At 63.9% G+C, this 15,688-nt stretch carries 14 protein-coding genes; 11 read left to right on the top strand and 3 right to left on the bottom strand.

The annotated features are described in order from the left end of the window. Window positions 1-83: 83 nt before the first annotated feature. Window positions 84-1,730: a Na+/H+ antiporter gene (locus tag OZ911_RS05570; RefSeq protein WP_023047678.1), complete on the bottom strand. Its 1,647-nt coding sequence runs from the start codon at window positions 1,728-1,730 to the stop codon at window positions 84-86. 333 nt (window positions 1,731-2,063) lie between these two features. On the opposite strand from OZ911_RS05570, the gene OZ911_RS05565 reads away from it, so the two are divergent. The 4 genes from OZ911_RS05565 (at window position 2,064) to OZ911_RS05550 (ending at window position 5,167) form a co-directional block, all read left to right on the top strand. Continuing rightward, window positions 2,064-2,411, top strand: a complete 348-nt coding sequence (locus tag OZ911_RS05565) for an ArsC family reductase (RefSeq protein ID WP_031311924.1) — start codon at window positions 2,064-2,066, stop codon at window positions 2,409-2,411. A gap of 31 nt (window positions 2,412-2,442) precedes the next feature. Beyond that, window positions 2,443-3,477, top strand: coding sequence for a 2,3,4,5-tetrahydropyridine-2,6-dicarboxylate N-succinyltransferase (dapD, locus tag OZ911_RS05560; protein WP_023047675.1), 1,035 nt, complete (start codon window positions 2,443-2,445; stop codon window positions 3,475-3,477). Window positions 3,478-3,554: 77 nt separating this feature from the next. Next, the gene (locus OZ911_RS05555; protein WP_023047674.1) at window positions 3,555-4,760 is read left to right on the top strand and encodes a cysteine desulfurase; all 1,206 of its coding nucleotides are present in this window, start codon (window positions 3,555-3,557) and stop codon (window positions 4,758-4,760) included. Further along, complete coding sequence (locus tag OZ911_RS05550) at window positions 4,757-5,167, top strand: SufE family protein (protein ID WP_060517535.1); 411 nt, start codon at window positions 4,757-4,759, stop codon at window positions 5,165-5,167. Before OZ911_RS05555 ends, OZ911_RS05550 begins: the two co-directional genes overlap by 4 nt. 160 nt (window positions 5,168-5,327) lie before the next feature. Here OZ911_RS05550 and tcdA read toward each other — a convergent pair whose 3' ends face one another. Beyond that, complete coding sequence (tcdA, locus tag OZ911_RS05545) at window positions 5,328-6,137, bottom strand: tRNA cyclic N6-threonylcarbamoyladenosine(37) synthase TcdA (protein ID WP_161775553.1); 810 nt, start codon at window positions 6,135-6,137, stop codon at window positions 5,328-5,330. A gap of 119 nt (window positions 6,138-6,256) precedes the next feature. Here tcdA and OZ911_RS05540 point away from each other — a divergent pair, with 119 nt between their 5' ends. The 4 genes from OZ911_RS05540 to OZ911_RS05525 all read left to right on the top strand — a co-directional run bounded on the left by OZ911_RS05540 (window position 6,257) and on the right by OZ911_RS05525 (window position 11,408). Further along, complete coding sequence (locus tag OZ911_RS05540) at window positions 6,257-8,848, top strand: glycosyltransferase (RefSeq protein ID WP_016485196.1); 2,592 nt, start codon at window positions 6,257-6,259, stop codon at window positions 8,846-8,848. A gap of 201 nt (window positions 8,849-9,049) precedes the next feature. Further along, the gene (gene dapE / locus OZ911_RS05535; protein WP_016485195.1) at window positions 9,050-10,201 is read left to right on the top strand and encodes a succinyl-diaminopimelate desuccinylase; all 1,152 of its coding nucleotides are present in this window, start codon (window positions 9,050-9,052) and stop codon (window positions 10,199-10,201) included. Continuing rightward, window positions 10,201-11,013, top strand: coding sequence for a putative RNA methyltransferase (locus OZ911_RS05530; protein ID WP_070087049.1), 813 nt, complete (start codon window positions 10,201-10,203; stop codon window positions 11,011-11,013). The genes dapE and OZ911_RS05530 overlap by 1 nt, the downstream gene beginning before the upstream one ends. Before the next feature lie 17 nt (window positions 11,014-11,030). Next, window positions 11,031-11,408 carry a hypothetical protein gene (locus OZ911_RS05525; protein WP_016485193.1) on the top strand — a complete coding sequence of 126 codons (378 nt, stop codon included), beginning with the start codon at window positions 11,031-11,033 and terminating at the stop codon, window positions 11,406-11,408. Window positions 11,409-11,530: 122 nt separating this feature from the next. Here the strand turns inward: OZ911_RS05525 and OZ911_RS05520 are convergent, their stop codons facing one another. After that, complete coding sequence (locus tag OZ911_RS05520; protein ID WP_003252255.1) at window positions 11,531-11,740, bottom strand: cold-shock protein; 210 nt, start codon at window positions 11,738-11,740, stop codon at window positions 11,531-11,533. Window positions 11,741-11,972: 232 nt separating this feature from the next. On the opposite strand from OZ911_RS05520, the gene plsB reads away from it, so the two are divergent. The 3 genes from plsB (at window position 11,973) to OZ911_RS05505 (ending at window position 15,657) form a co-directional block, all read left to right on the top strand. Next, on the top strand, window positions 11,973-14,459 hold the full coding sequence (gene plsB / locus OZ911_RS05515) for a glycerol-3-phosphate 1-O-acyltransferase PlsB (RefSeq protein ID WP_070086573.1): 2,487 nt from the start codon (window positions 11,973-11,975) through the stop codon (window positions 14,457-14,459). A gap of 76 nt (window positions 14,460-14,535) precedes the next feature. Beyond that, window positions 14,536-14,934, top strand: coding sequence for a YbaY family lipoprotein (locus OZ911_RS05510; RefSeq protein WP_016485191.1), 399 nt, complete (start codon window positions 14,536-14,538; stop codon window positions 14,932-14,934). Window positions 14,935-14,967: 33 nt separating this feature from the next. Further along, a complete protein-coding gene (locus tag OZ911_RS05505; RefSeq protein WP_016485190.1) occupies window positions 14,968-15,657 on the top strand; it encodes a DUF4197 domain-containing protein in 690 nt (229 codons plus the stop codon). The last annotated feature ends 31 nt before the right edge of the window (window positions 15,658-15,688 follow it).

Raw genomic sequence — 15,688 nt, 5'->3', positions numbered from 1 at the left:
AAGCCCGCGCCCACAGGCCTCCAGCAACCTCAAATGGAGGACCTGTGGGAGCGGGCTTGTCCCGCGAATGGCAACAAGGAGATCTACTTGACCTGCCCCAGGTTGGCCTCACTCATATCCAGCTCCCCAAGCACCTGCCGCACCACCTCATCGCCCACCTGGTGCTGGCGATGCAGGTTATACAGCTCCAGCCGCTGCGCCCTCAGCGCACGCAAGCGCAAACGCCGCTCCAGCAAGTCCATCTGTTCGGCCAGGGCCTTGGCCTCGGCACTGTCGTTGTAGCTGTCCAGTTCATCCCGATACTCAGCCATCAACCGTGCCTTCAGCTCGGTCGCCAGGGTCGCCTGCGCAGCATCTTGCGGGGCATTGGCGTCGATCACCTCCTCTGCTTCCAGGGCATGAATCGCTGCCTCGGCCGTGCGCCGCCAGGCTTCCTGCACCTCTTGGTGCAAGCGTTCGTCCGGGCTCTTGGTCACCCCGCGCAGCAATATCGGCAGCGCGATGCAGGCGCTGATCAACGACAGCAGGATCACCCCGGCGGCAATGAAAATCAGCAAATCACGCTCAGGGAAGGCCTTGCCCGCCCCCATCAGCAACGGCACCGACATCACACCCGCCAGGGTCACCGCCCCGCGCACACCGCCCAAGGTCAGCAGCCAGCAGGAGCGCGCCGTAGGCATCAGCACCAGCGCCGGTTTGCCGCGCCAGCGGCGCACCACGCCGATCGACCGCCAGATGCTCTGCACCCAGATGAACCGCAGCAGGATCAGTGCAGCAAAGATCGCCACCACGTCCAGGCAGCGGTAGGCCAGGGTCGGCCACACGGTGGCTTCGTGGCTGACCACCGCCTTGATGATGTCTGGCAACTGCAGGCCCAACAGCAGGAAGATCAGGCCATTGAAGGCGAACTCCAGCAACGACCAGACGCTCCGGTTAAGCAGGCGGGTGCTGGTCTGGCGTGGCAGCAGGTCGAGCCAGCTTTGCATCATGCCGGCCGCTACCGCCGAAAGGATGCCCGAAACGCCTAGGCGCTCGGCCAGCACGTAGGCCGCGAACGGCAGCAGCAGCATGAACACCACGTGGGTGGCCGGGTCGTCCCAGCCGCGGGCGATCATCCAGGCGCGCAGGCGGCCGACTAGCCAGCTCAGGCCCACCCCCACCGCCAGACCGCCAAGCGCGACCAGCACAAAGCTGAAGCTGGCATCGGCCAGCGAAAACACCCCGGTGATCGCCGCCGCCAGGGCGAACTTGAAGGTCACCAGGCCCGATGCATCGTTCATCAGGGCCTCCCCCTGCAGCATGTGCATCAGCGGGGTGGGCAGGCGGTCCTGGGCGATGGCCGAAACCGCCACGGCATCGGTCGGCGACAGCACCGCCGCCAAGGCGAAAGCCACCGGCAGGGGGATGCTCGGCAGCAGCCAGTGAATGAAATAGCCGGCCCCGACCACAGTGAACAGCACCAACCCTACGGCCAGCGCCACCACTGGCCCGCGAATGCGCCACAACTCACGCTTGGGGATGCGCCAACCGTCGGCAAAGAGCAGGGGCGGCAAGAACAGGAACAGGAACAACTCGGGGTCCAGGGCCACATGCAGCCCCAGTGTCGGCAGGGCCAGCAAGGCACCGGCAGCGATCTGCACCAGCGGCAAGGGCAGCGGGATCATGCGGCCGACCAGCTTCGACAGGCTGACCAGCGTCAGCAGGATGAGGACGGTGTAGGCGGACTGCATCCGGGAAAGCTTCCTTTGTGAACCAGAAACGGTAGCAAGGCGAACCATCGCCATTGAAACAATATGTTAGCGGCGACCGACGGTTCGGGGCCGCTGCACGATAGTCGCAGGTGACGGCGGAATATGTAACATGATGATACTTCAGAAGGTGCAGGCCTTGATTCTTGCAGCGCCCATGAGATCGAGCGCCGCCCGCGCGGCGCTGGATCTCATGGGCGCTGCAAGGCTCAAGGCAAGTACACCCGTGGCGCTCACTGTTTCGTTCCCGCATAATCCCGCGACTGACATCGAAAGACGGAGAGATTGGGGCGACTTGTAACCCCAATGTACACAATGACCTACACGCTCTACGGCATCAAAGCCTGTGACACCATGAAAAAAGCGCGTACCTGGCTCGAAGACAAAGCCATCGCCTACGAATTTCACGATTACAAGACCCAAGGCATCGACCGCGACCGCCTGAACCGCTGGTGCGACGAACACGGCTGGGAAGTCATCCTCAACCGTGCCGGCACCACCTTCCGCAAGCTGGACGACGCCAGCAAGGCAGACCTCGACCAGGCCAAGGCCGTCGAGCTGATGCTGGCCCAGCCGTCGATGATCAAACGCCCGGTGCTGGACCTTGGCGCGCGCACCCTGGTCGGCTTCAAGCCGGACCTGTACGCCGCTGCCCTGGCCTGAGCCCCCACCCTATTTCGCACGAGGTAATCACATGTCCAATACCCTGTTCAGCCTGGCCTTCGGTGTCGGCTCCCAGAACCGCCAGGGCGCCTGGCTGGAAGTGTTCTACGCGCAACCGCTGCTCAACCCGAGCGCCGAGCTGGTTGCCGCTGTAGCCCCTGTTCTCGGTTACGAAGGTGGCAACCAGGCCATCGCCTTCAGCAACGGCCAGGCCTTGAAATTGGCCGAAGCCCTGAAAGGCGTGGATGCGACCCAGGCCGCCCTGCTGACCCGCCTGGCCGAAAGCCACAAGCCGCTGGTCGCTACCCTGCTGGCCGAAGACGCTGCCCTGACCTCCACCCCAGAGGCCTACCTCAAGCTGCACCTGTTGTCGCACCGCCTGGTCAAGCCACACGGCCTGAGCCTGGCTGGCATCTTCCCGCTGCTGCCGAACGTAGCCTGGACCAACCAGGGCGCGGTCGACCTGGCCGAACTGGCCGAGCTGCAACTGGAAGCGCGCCTGAAGGGCGAGCTGCTGGAAGTGTTCTCGGTGGACAAGTTCCCGAAGATGACCGACTACGTGGTCCCGGCCGGCGTGCGCATCGCCGATACCGCCCGTGTGCGCCTGGGCGCCTACATCGGCGAAGGCACCACCATCATGCACGAAGGCTTCGTCAACTTTAACGCGGGCACCGAAGGCCCGGGCATGATCGAAGGCCGCGTGTCCGCCGGCGTATTCGTTGGCAAAGGTTCCGACCTGGGCGGCGGTTGCTCGACCATGGGTACCCTGTCCGGTGGCGGCAACATCGTCATCAAGGTGGGCGAAGGCTGCCTGATCGGCGCCAACGCTGGTATCGGCATTCCGCTGGGCGACCGCAACACCGTTGAAGCCGGCCTGTACATCACCGCTGGCACCAAGGTGAACCTGCTGGACGAGAACAACGAGCTGGTCAAGGTGGTCAAGGCCCGCGACCTGGCCGGCCAGACCGACCTGCTGTTCCGCCGCAACTCGCTGAATGGCGCGGTAGAATGCAAGACCCACAAGTCGGCTATCGAGCTGAACGAGGCGCTGCACGCTCACAACTGAGCATGCTTGGCGTTTGAAATGTTAAGATCGGGTCTGGCACCACGCCAGACCCGATTTTCATTCCAGGCCCCGTGAACATGTTCCAGCCCTCCCCCTGGCGTGCCGACTTCCCCGCCATCGCCGCCCTGCAACGGCAGCACCAGACCTACCTGGACAGCGCCGCTACCACCCAAAAGCCGCAAGCCCTGATCGATGCCTTGAGCCATTACTACAGCCATGGCGCGGCCAACGTACACCGTGCCCAGCACCTGCCCGGTGCACTGGCGACCCAGGCTTTCGAAACCAGCCGAGACAAGGTCGCCGCCTGGTTGAATGCTGCGGACTCACGGCAGATCGTGTTCACCCACGGTGCCACCTCGGCCTTGAACCTGCTGGCCTACGGCCTTGAGCACCGCTTCGAAGCCGGTGACGAAATTGCCATCAGCGCGCTGGAGCACCATGCCAACCTGCTGCCCTGGCAACAGCTGGCACGCCGGCGCAACCTGCGCCTGGTGATACTGCCGCTGGATGCCTTTGGCCGCATCGACCTGAACCAGGCACTGCAACTGATAGGCCCGCGCACCCGGGTGCTCGCCGTCAGCCAGCTGTCCAACGTACTGGGTACCTGGCAACCGCTGCCGGCCCTGCTTTCCCATGCCCGCGCACAAGGCGCGCTGACCGTGGTCGACGGTGCCCAGGGCGTGGTGCATGGTCGCCACGATGTGCAGCAACTGGGCTGCGACTTCTATGTGTTCTCCAGCCACAAGTTGTACGGCCCGGATGGGGTTGGCGTGCTGTACGGCCACACTCGGGCGCTGGAGCTGCTGCGCCATTGGCAGTTCGGTGGCGAGATGGTGCAACTGGCCGAGTACCAGAGCGCCAGCTTTCGCCCTGCACCGCTGGGGTTCGAGGCGGGTACGCCGCCAATCGCCGGGGTGATAGGCCTGGGGGCGACCCTGGATTATTTGGCCAGCCTCGACGTCCCGGCTGTCGAAGCCCACGAAACCAGCCTGCACCAGCGCCTGCTGCGCGGCCTGGCTGACCGTGAGGGCGTGCGGGTATTGGGGGCACCGCAGACGGCGCTGGCCAGCTTCGTCATCGAGGGCGTGCACAACGCAGATATCGCCCACCTGCTCACCGAGCAAGGGATAGCCGTGCGTGCCGGACACCACTGCGCCATGCCGCTCTTGCAAGGGCTGGGGCTGGAGGGCGCAATCCGTGTATCGCTGGGCTTGTACAACGACAGCGACGACTTGCAGCGCTTCTTCGCTGCGCTTGATCAGGGCCTGGAGTTGCTGCGATGAGCATGCCGGAACAGGCGCGCCAGGCGCTGGAAGCGTTTGAACAGGGCAAGGGCTGGGAACAGCGCGCCCGGCTGCTGATGCAGTGGGGCGACCGCCTGGAGCCGCTGGCCGAGACTGACAAGACCGAAGCCAACCGGGTGCATGGCTGCGAAAGCCTGGTGTGGCTGATGGCCGAACTCGTCGATGGGCAGTGGCGGTTCAAGGCCAGCAGCGATGCACGCTTGTTGCGCGGGCTGCTGGCGTTGTTGCTGGTGCGGGTGCAGGGGTTGACCAGTGAACAGCTGGCCGGCCTTGATCTGCGTGGGTGGTTCACCCAACTGGGCCTGGAGCGCCAATTGTCGCCGTCGCGCAGCAATGGGTTGCATGCGGTGTTGCAGCGGATGGCGGAGTTGGCGTCCAACCACTAAATCCAAGGCATACGCTGCTCCCTGTAGGAGTGGCCTTGTGCCGCGAAAGGGCCGCCCAGCGGCCCCAGCAATCTTCGTGGAGAGGCTGAAATGGGGCCGCTACGCGCCCCTTTCGCGGCACAAGGCCGCTCCTACAAGGAGCGAGTTGGCCTGTGCATGATTACTCAGGCTTGATCCGCTCCGAAGGCCGCCGCGCACCCGCCACCAATTTCTCGATCGCCTTGCTCGCCGCCACCATGCCAAAGGTCGCGGTCACCATCATCACTGCACCAAAGCCACCCGAGCAGTCCAGCCTTACCCCCTCCCCCACAAAGCTTTTTTGCAGGCAAACGCTGCCATCACCCTTGGGATAACGCAGCTGTTCGCTGGAGAACACGCACGGCACACCATAGTTGCGGCTGACATTGCGCGAGAAGTTGTAATCGCGGCGCAAGGTGGAGCGCACCCGCGAGGCCAGTGGGTCGTTGAAGGTCTTGTTCAGGTCGGCGATCTGGATCTGGGTCGGGTCGATCTGCCCACCAGCGCCACCCGTGGTAACGATGGCAATCTTTCGCCGCCGGCACCAGGCAATCAACGCCGCCTTGGCCATGACGCTGTCGATGCAGTCGATCACACAGTCCAGGTGCTCGTGGATATGCTCGGCCATGGTTTCACGGGTAACGAAGTCCGCTACCGCATGCACCGTGCATGCCGGGTTGATCGCACGCAAGCGTTCAGCCATGACGTCGACCTTGGGCCGCCCCACCTGGCCTTCCAGGGCATGGGCCTGGCGGTTGGTGTTGCTGACGCAGACGTCGTCCAGGTCAAACAGGCTGATTTCGCCCACGCCGCTGCGGGCCAGCGCTTCAGCCACCCAGGACCCTACCCCGCCAATACCGACCACAGCCACATGGGCCTGCCCCAGGCGCTGCAGCCCCTGGTCGCCATACAGCCGGGCAACGCCGGCGAAGCGTGGATCTTCTGTGCTCATGTTCATACCCCAAAAAACCGGCGCGCATTATATGCCAGCGGGCCCATGGCCTGCATCGTTAGGAAAGAGACTACTAACCCTGCTTTAATGTCCTATCACTTCGACACAAATGGACGACAATGTCTTCACGTAAATTCGGCCTGAACCTGGTTGTGGTGCTGGCCATCGCCGCGTTGTTCACCGGGTTCTGGGCACTGATCAACCGCCCGGTCTCCGCCCCTGCCTGGCCAGAACAGATCTCTGGCTTTTCGTATTCGCCGTTCCGCCTGGGTGAAAGCCCGCAGAAGGGCCAGTACCCCACTGACGACGAGATGCGCCAGGACCTGGAGCAGTTGAGCAAACTGACCGACAGCATCCGAATCTATACCGTGGAGGGCACCCAGGCCGACATCCCGCGCCTGGCCGAGGAGTTTGGCTTGCGGGTGACGCTGGGGATCTGGATCAGCCCGGACCTGGAACGCAACGAGCGCGAAATCGCCACGGCCATCCAGTTGGCCAACACCTCGCGCAGCGTGGTGCGGGTAGTGGTCGGCAACGAGGCGCTGTTCCGTGAAGAAGTCACCCCGGAAAACCTGATCAAATACCTGGACCGGGTACGCGCAGCCGTCAAGGTACCGGTGACCACCAGTGAACAATGGCACATCTGGAAGGAAAACCCGGAGATCGCCAAGCACGTCGACCTGATTGCCGCGCACATCCTGCCCTACTGGGAATTCGTCCCGATGAAGGATTCGGTCGAGTTCGTGCTCGACCGCGCCCGGGAGCTGAAGCACCAGTTCCCGCGCAAACCCCTGCTGTTGTCCGAGGTCGGCTGGCCGAGCAACGGCCGCATGCGCGGTGGTGCCGATGCCAGCCAGGCCGACCAGGCCATCTACCTGCGCACCTTGGTCAATACCCTCAACCGCCGTGGCTACAACTACTTTGTCATCGAAGCCTATGACCAGCCGTGGAAGGCTAGCGACGAAGGCTCGGTAGGCGCCTATTGGGGCGTGTACAACGCCGAGCGTCAGCAAAAATTCAACTTCGATGGGCCCGTGGTGGCGATCCCGCAGTGGCGAGCCCTGGCGGTGGCCTCGGTGGTGCTGGCGATGATTGCGCTGATGGTGCTGTTCATCGACGGCTCGGCCCTGCGCCAGCGCGGCCGCACATTCCTGACCTTCATCACCTTTTTGTGCGGGTCGGTACTGGTGTGGATTGCCTACGACTACAGCCAGCAGTACAGCACCTGGTTCAGCCTGACCGTGGGCGTACTGCTTGCTCTTGGCGCGCTGGGCGTGTTCATCGTGCTGCTTACCGAGGCCCATGAACTGGCCGAGGCCGTATGGATACACAAGCGCCGACGCGAGTTCCTGCCGGTACAGGCCGACAGCGCCTACCGGCCCAAGGTATCGGTGCATGTGCCGTGCTACAACGAGCCACCTGAGATGGTGAAGCAGACCCTCGACGCCCTGGCCGCGCTGGACTACCCCGACTACGAAGTGCTGGTGATCGACAACAACACCAAGGACCCGGCCGTGTGGGAGCCGCTGAAGGCTCACTGCGAGAAGCTCGGCGAGCGCTTCAAGTTTTTCCACGTCGCGCCACTGGCCGGCTTCAAGGGCGGCGCGCTCAACTACCTGATCCCGCACACGGCCAAGGACGCTGAGGTGATTGCGGTGATCGACTCGGACTACTGCGTCGACCGCAACTGGCTCAAGCACATGGTGCCGCACTTCGCCGACCCGAGAATTGCCGTGGTGCAGTCGCCGCAGGACTACCGCGACCAGCACGAAAGCGCCTTCAAGAAGCTGTGCTACAGCGAGTACAAGGGCTTCTTCCACATCGGCATGGTCACCCGCAACGACCGTGACGCAATCATCCAGCACGGCACCATGACCATGACCCGGCGCACGGTACTGGAAGAGCTGGGCTGGGCCGAATGGTGCATCTGCGAGGACGCCGAGCTGGGCCTGCGCGTGTTCGAGAAAGGCCTGTCGGCCGCCTACGCCCACAACAGCTACGGCAAGGGCCTGATGCCTGACACCTTCATCGATTTCAAGAAGCAGCGCTTCCGCTGGGCCTACGGCGCCATTCAGATCATCAAACACCACGCCAGTGCCCTGTTGCGCGGCAAGGGCAGCGAGCTGACCCGTGGCCAGCGCTACCACTTCCTGGCCGGCTGGCTGCCGTGGGTCGCCGACGGCATGAATATCTTCTTTACTATCGGTGCGCTGCTGTGGTCAGCGGCAATGATCATCGTGCCGCACCGCGTCGACCCGCCGCTGATGATCTTCGCCATCCCGCCGCTGGCGCTGTTCTTCTTCAAGGTCGGCAAGATCATTTTCCTTTACCGCCGTGCGGTGGGGGTCAACCTCAAGGACGCCTTCGCCGCAGCGCTGGCCGGCCTGGCGCTGTCGCATACCATTGCCAAGGCGGTGCTTTACGGCTTTTTCACCAGCAGCATGCCGTTTTTCCGCACGCCCAAGAATGCCGACAGCCATGGGCTGTTGGTGGCACTTTCCGAAGCGCGGGAAGAGCTGTTCATCATGTTGCTGCTGTGGGGCGCGGCGTTGGGTATCTACCTGGTGCAAGGGCTGCCGAGTTCGGACATGCGCTTCTGGGTGGCGATGTTGCTGGTGCAGTCGTTGCCTTATGTGGCAGCGCTGGTGATGGCGTTGCTGTCTTCGCTGCCCAAGCCAGTGGAGAAGGCTGCCGAAGCGCAGCAGGCGTGAGATTGCCGGGGCTGCTTTGCAGCCCATTCGCGGCACAAGGCCGCTCCCACAAGGATGACCGCAGCCCATCAGGCATGTGCATGACCTGTGGGAGCGGCCTTGTGCCGCGAATGGGCCGCAACGCGGCCCCACTGCCACATCGGTTTGATATAAGATAACGCCCCTCAGATTTCCCCGCCTTGCCTTGCCCCGGAGTCCCCCATGACGGCCCCTGCCGAGCTCTCGCCTACCCTTCAACTGGCCTGCGACCTGATCCGTCGCCCCTCGGTCACCCCTGTCGACGCCGACTGCCAGGCGCAGATGATGAAGCGCCTGGGCGCCGTGGGCTTCGCACTCGAGCCGATGCGCATTGAAGACGTAGACAACTTCTGGGCCACCCACGGCAGCCAGGACGGCCCGGTGCTGTGCTTTGCCGGCCACACCGACGTGGTGCCCACCGGCCCGGTGCAGCAATGGCAGCACGAACCGTTCGAAGCGCTGATCGACGCTGACGGCATGCTCTGCGGCCGTGGCGCCGCCGACATGAAAGGCAGCCTGGCCTCCATGGTGATCGCCAGCGAGCGCTTCGTGCACGACTACCCGAACCACCGCGGCAAGGTCGCCTTCCTGATCACCAGCGACGAGGAAGGCCCGGCCCACCACGGCACCAAGGCAGTGGTCGAGCGCCTCAAAGCACGCAACGAACGCCTGGACTGGTGCATCGTCGGCGAACCCTCCAGCACCACCCTGCTGGGTGACGTGGTCAAGAACGGCCGCCGTGGTTCGCTGGGTGCCAAGCTGACCGTGCGCGGCAAGCAGGGCCACGTGGCCTACCCGCACCTGGCACGCAACCCGATCCACCTGGCCGCCCCGGCCCTGGCGGAACTGGCAGCCGAGCACTGGGACGAAGGCAACGCGTTCTTCCCGCCGACCAGTTTCCAGATCTCCAACCTCAATTCCGGCACCGGCGCCACCAACGTGGTACCGGGCGAGCTGACCGCGCTGTTCAACTTCCGCTTCTCCACCGAGTCGACCGTCGAAGGCCTGCAGGCGCGAGTGTCGGCGATTCTCGACAAGCATGAACTGGACTGGTCGATCGACTGGGCGCTTTCAGGCCTGCCGTTCCTCACCGAACCGGGCGAACTGCTCGACGCGGTGGCACACAGCATCAAGGGCGTCACCGGCCGCGACACCCAGCCGTCTACCAGCGGGGGTACCTCCGATGGCCGCTTCATCGCCACCATGGGTACCCAGGTGGTCGAGCTTGGCCCGGTCAACGCCACCATTCACCAGGTGGACGAGCGGATTCTGGCCAGCGACCTCGACCTGCTGACCGAAATCTACTACCAGACCCTGGTTCGGTTGCTCGCCTGATGCTCGCCTGCCCTCTTTGCCAGGCGCCGCTGAGCCGGCTCGACAACAGTGTGATGTGCCCGGCCGGTCACCGCTTCGACCGAGCGCGCCAAGGTTACCTGAACCTGCTGCCGGTGCAGCACAAGAACAGCCGCGACCCGGGTGACAACCAGGCCATGGTCGAGGCCCGCCGCGACTTTCTCGACGCGGGCCACTACGCCCCTGTCGCCCACCGGCTGGCCGAGCTTGCCGCCGAGCGCCGGCCCGGCGCCTGGCTGGACATCGGCTGCGGCGAGGGCTACTACACCGCGCTGCTCGCCCAGGCGCTGCCAGCTGCCGAGGGCTATGCCCTGGACATCTCCCGCGAGGCGGTCAAGCGTGCCTGCCGCCGCGCGCCACAGGTCACCTGGATGGTCGCCAGCATGGCCCGCGTGCCGCTGGCGGACGCCAGTTGCCAGTTCATCGCCAGCGTGTTCAGCCCGCTGGACTGGGCCGAAGCCAGGCGCCTGCTCAGCCCCGGCGGCGGCCTGATGCGGGTCGGCCCGACCAGCGGCCACCTGATGGAGTTGCGTGAGGTGCTCTACGATGAAGTACGCCCTTACGCCGACGACAAGCACCTGGCCCTCGTCCCCGAAGGCATGGCCCACGCCCATAGCGAAACCCTCGAATTCCGCTTGAACCTGGCCGTGCCCAAGGCGCGCGCCGACCTGCTCGCCATGACCCCGCACGGCTGGCGCGCCAGCGCCGAAAAACGCGCCCGGGTGATCGACCAGCCCGAGCCGTTCGAGGTTACGGTTTCCATGCGTTATGACTATTTCGTGCGCCAAGACTGAGCACACCCGGAGCCCTTATGCGCCAACCAGATATCGAGATTTACCTGAAGGACGCCGACGTCGACCACAAGCAGATTGCCCAGTGGCTCGCCCAGGCGATTGGCCCATGCAGCGACTGGCAGCAGAAAGGCCAGACATTCAAATGCAAGGCCGGTAACATTCCGGTCACCTGGTTACCCAAGGCTGTAGGGAAATGGAACAGCCTGTACCTGGAAAGCGACCAGACGCCATGGGCCGATGATGTCGCTTGCGCCCGCGCTGCATTTGCCGCACTGGGTGTGGAAGTGCGCTGCGCGCCGGGTGGCTGGGTAGAGGAAGACGGCGAAGAAGATGCCGACCGCTGGGTGCGCATAAGCGCCGACGGTGAAGAGGAAATCACCTGGCGCACAACCTGAAAATACAGCGTTGCTCGTTTCTGTAGAAGCGGGCTTGCCCGCGAACACGGGCCATGCCCGTGGCAGCCACCGTGGTGGCTGCTTCGCGGGCAAGCCCGCTCCTACGGCTTGAAACTAGAGGCTCAGAGCCCTACTACGTCTTCGGCTTGCAGGCCTTTCTGGCCCTGCACGCAGGCGTATTCCACCCGCTGCCCTTCGACCAGGGTACGATGCCCCTCACCGCGGATCGCCCGATAGTGGACGAACACATCCGCACCACCTTCGCGCTGAATGAAGCCATAACCCTTGGCATCGTTGAACCACTTTACATTCCCAGTCTCACGAGACGACATCTGAACTACTCCGGATTTTTATTGTGAAGATCGCCTTGCAGGCACGAGCTCACGGCCCCGTGCCAACGCCGCTTGCTGAAATATCCTGCAAGTGGCAGGCCGAGTATATGACACAGAACAAAAAAAATTGATGACGGTCCCGCAGTTGGCCGATTTTTGCTGAACTTACGCCGATACGGCAGACTAAATAGCTGGATACTCACCTGAAAATCACACCCAGGGCACACACCCCATGACCCGTTCCCCCCTGCGCCGCCTGATCTTCGGCGCCCTGCGTCGCCTGTTGTACCTGTGGGTGCGCTCCGAGACCATCAACCAGTCTTCCATGACCCTCAACCTTGACCGCAGCCGGCCGGTGTTCTATGCGCTGCCCTCGCCCGCGCTCACCGACCTGGCCGTGCTCGACCACGAGTGCACCAAGGCGGGGCTGCCGCGCCCGGTGCTGCCGGTGGCGGTCGGCCAACTGCAGGAGCCGGCCGGGTTCTTCTACCTGACCCCCGACCCTGACTGGCTCGGCCGCCAGGACAAAAGCGGCGCCCCGCCCACACTTGAGCGCCTGGTAGCTGCCGTCAGCCAGCATGCCGAAGAAGATGCGCAGATCATTCCGGTCAGCGTGTTCTGGGGGCAGACCCCGGCCAGCGAATCCAGCCCATGGAAGCTGTTGTTCGCCGACAGCTGGGCGGTGACCGGGCGCCTGCGCCGGCTGCTGACCGTGCTGATCCTGGGGCGCAAGACCCGGGTGCAGTTCTCCGCCCCCATCCACCTGCGCGAACTGGTGCAGCACAACAAGGGCCACGAGCGCACCGTGCGCATGGCCCAGCGCCTGATGCGCGTGCATTTTCGCAACCTCAAGACCGCCGTCATCGGCCCGGACATCTCGCACCGGCGCAACCTGGTCAAAGGCCTGATCCATGCCCCGCAGGTGCGCCAGGCCATCGCCGACGAGGCCCAACGCGAGAACCTGCCGTTGGCCAAGGCCGAAGCCCAGGCACTGCGTTATGGCAACGAGATCGCCTCGGACTACACCTACACGGTCATCCGCTTTCTCGAAGTGGTGCTCAGCTGGTTCTGGAACAAGATCTACGACGGCATCAAGGTCAACCATATCGAACAGGTTCAGGGCATAGCTCCCGGCCACGAAGTGATCTACGTGCCGTGCCACCGCAGCCACATCGATTACCTGCTGTTGTCGTACCTGCTGTTCCGCAACGGCCTTACCCCGCCGCACGTGGCGGCAGGCATCAACCTCAACATGCCGGTGGTGGGTAACCTGCTGCGCCGTGGCGGTGCCTTCTTCATGCGCCGCACGTTCAAGGGCAACCCGCTGTACACCGCCGTGTTCAACGAGTACCTGCATACTCTGTACACCAAAGGTTTTCCGGTCGAGTACTTCGTCGAAGGTGGCCGCTCGCGTACCGGGCGCATGCTGCAGCCGCGTACCGGGATGCTGGCCATTACCTTGCGCAGCTTCCTGCGCTCGTCGCGCACGCCGGTGGTGTTCGTGCCGGTGTACATCGGCTACGAGCGCGTGCTCGAAGGCCGCACCTACCTGGGCGAGTTGCGCGGTGCCAGCAAAAAGAAGGAGTCGGTGTTCGACATCTTCAAGGTGTTTGGCGCGCTCAAGCAGCGCTTTGGCCAGGTCTACGTCAACTTCGGCGAACCGATCCGCCTGGCCGGGTTCCTCGATGAGCAACAGCCCGGCTGGCGTGAACAGGATCACGGCCCCCAGTACCGCCCGGCCTGGCTCAACGACGCCACCACCCGCCTGGGCGAAACCGTGGCCCGTCACCTCAACGAGGCGGCCGCCATCAACCCGGTCAACCTGGTGGCCCTGGCGCTGCTGTCCACCAGCCGCCTGGCCCTGGACGAACGCGCCCTGACCCGTGTACTCGACCTGTACCTGGCCTTGCTGCGCCAGGTGCCGTACTCGCCGCACACCACCCTGCCGGACGGCGACGGCCAGGCACTGATCGAGCACGTGCGCAGCATGAACCTGGTGGCCGAGCAGAAGGACGCCCTGGGCCGCATCCTCTACCTGGATGAAGGCAATGCGGTACTGATGACCTATTACCGCAACAACGTGCTGCACATTTTCGCCCTGCCGGCGCTGCTGGCCAGCTTCTTCCTCAGCAGCTCGCGCATGAGCCGCGAACTGCTGGGCCAGTATGTGCACGCGTTGTACCCGTACCTGCAGGCCGAACTGTTCCTGCGCTGGACGCCAGAGCAACTGGACGAGGTGATCGACCAATGGCTGGCCGCGCTGGTTGAACAAGGCCTGCTACGCCAGGACAACGACATATACGTACGTCCGGCGCCCAGTTCGCGGCAGTTCGTGCTACTGACCCTGCTCGCCCGCACCATCACCCAGACCTTGCAGCGCTTCTACATGGCCACCTCGCTGCTGCTCAACAGCGGACAGAACAGCCTCAGCGCCGAAGGGCTGGAAGACCTGTGCGTGATGATGGCCCAGCGCCTGTCGATCCTGCATGGCCTGAATGCCCCAGAGTTTTTCGACAAGACGCTGTTCCGCCACTTCATCCAGACCCTGCTCCAGCAAGGCGTGCTGCATGCCGACGGGCAAGGCAAGCTGGGTTATCACGACAAGCTCGGCGAGCTGGCCGAGGGCGTGGCCAAGCGTGTGCTGTCGGCCGAACTGCGGCTGTCGATCCGCCAGGTGGCCCTGCACCGTGACGACGGCCTGGAAACTTCGACCCTCTGACGGTTCATCACGGGGGAAAATCCGCTAAAGTCCCTGGGGTTGGCCACAAGCCAGCCCCAAGGACACCGGAGATTCCATGAAAAAGCTCTTTATGCTGTGTTGCGCATCCCTGCTTGCAGCCTGTTCCAGCCAAACCCCATCCAACCAGGCCAGCCTGGACGGTGAAGTCTTCTACCTGCAGCGTATCGCCCTGCCGCCTGCCGCTACCCTGAGCGTGGAGCTGCAGGACGTTTCGCTGATGGACGCCCCCGCCGTGACCCTGGCCCGCCAGGCCGGCCCGGTCAAAGGCAACGTACCGCTGCCATTCCACCTCATTTACGACCCCGCCCAGGTCAAACCCGGCCACCGCTATGCGGTGAGCGCGCGCATCGAGCTGGAGGGCAAGCTGCTGTTCATCAATACCGAACACCATGGTGTCATGCTCGACGGCAGTGACCCGAAATCTGTACGCATCAAGGTCGACCAGGTTCGCTGACACCCGTATTCATCTGTTTACAAGGAAAGCTTCATGATCCGCACTTCCCTGCGTTTTTCCACCCTGTGCGCCGGCCTGCTGCTATCGGCCAGCGCACTGGCCCTGTCGCTGGGCGACCTGAGCCAGAAAGACGCCACTGGCGGCCTGAAAGATACCCTGACCCAGGGCGCGCAGCTCGCCGTCAAGCAGTTGAGCGCCCCGGGTGGCTTCAGCAACAACCCGGACGTGCGCATCGAATTGCCGGGCAAGCTGGGCAAGGCGGCCAAGGCCATGAAAATGTTCGGCAAAGGTGAACAGGTCGATGCCCTGGAAGCCAGCATGAACAAGGCCGCTGAAGCCGCCGTGCCGCAGGCACAGGCGATTTTGGTCGATGCCGTGAAGAACATGAGCGTGACCGATGCCAAAGGCATCCTCGCCGGCGGTGACGACTCGGCCACCCAGTACCTGAACAAGAGCAGCCGCGAGCAGATCCGCGCCAAGTTCCTGCCGATCGTCAAACAGGCTACCGACAAGGTTGGCCTGGCCCAGCAGTACAACAACTTCGCCGGGCAGGCGGTGGCACTGGGCGTGGTCGACGCCAAGAGCGCCAGCATCGAGAACTACGTGACCGAGAAGGCGCTGGACGGCCTGTTCGAGATGATTGGCAAGCAGGAGCAGAGCATTCGCCAGAACCCGGCGCAGGCCGCTACCAGCCTGGCCAAGAAGGTCTTCGGCGCCCTTTGATCCGCAACGCGGCCGCAGTACCCTCGTAGGC

The sequence above is a fragment of the Pseudomonas fortuita genome (assembly GCF_026898135.2).
Lineage (GTDB): Bacteria > Pseudomonadota > Gammaproteobacteria > Pseudomonadales > Pseudomonadaceae > Aquipseudomonas > Aquipseudomonas fortuita.
The sequence above is the reverse complement of the archived record's forward strand: the minus strand, read 5'-3'. Positions and strand labels throughout refer to the sequence as shown.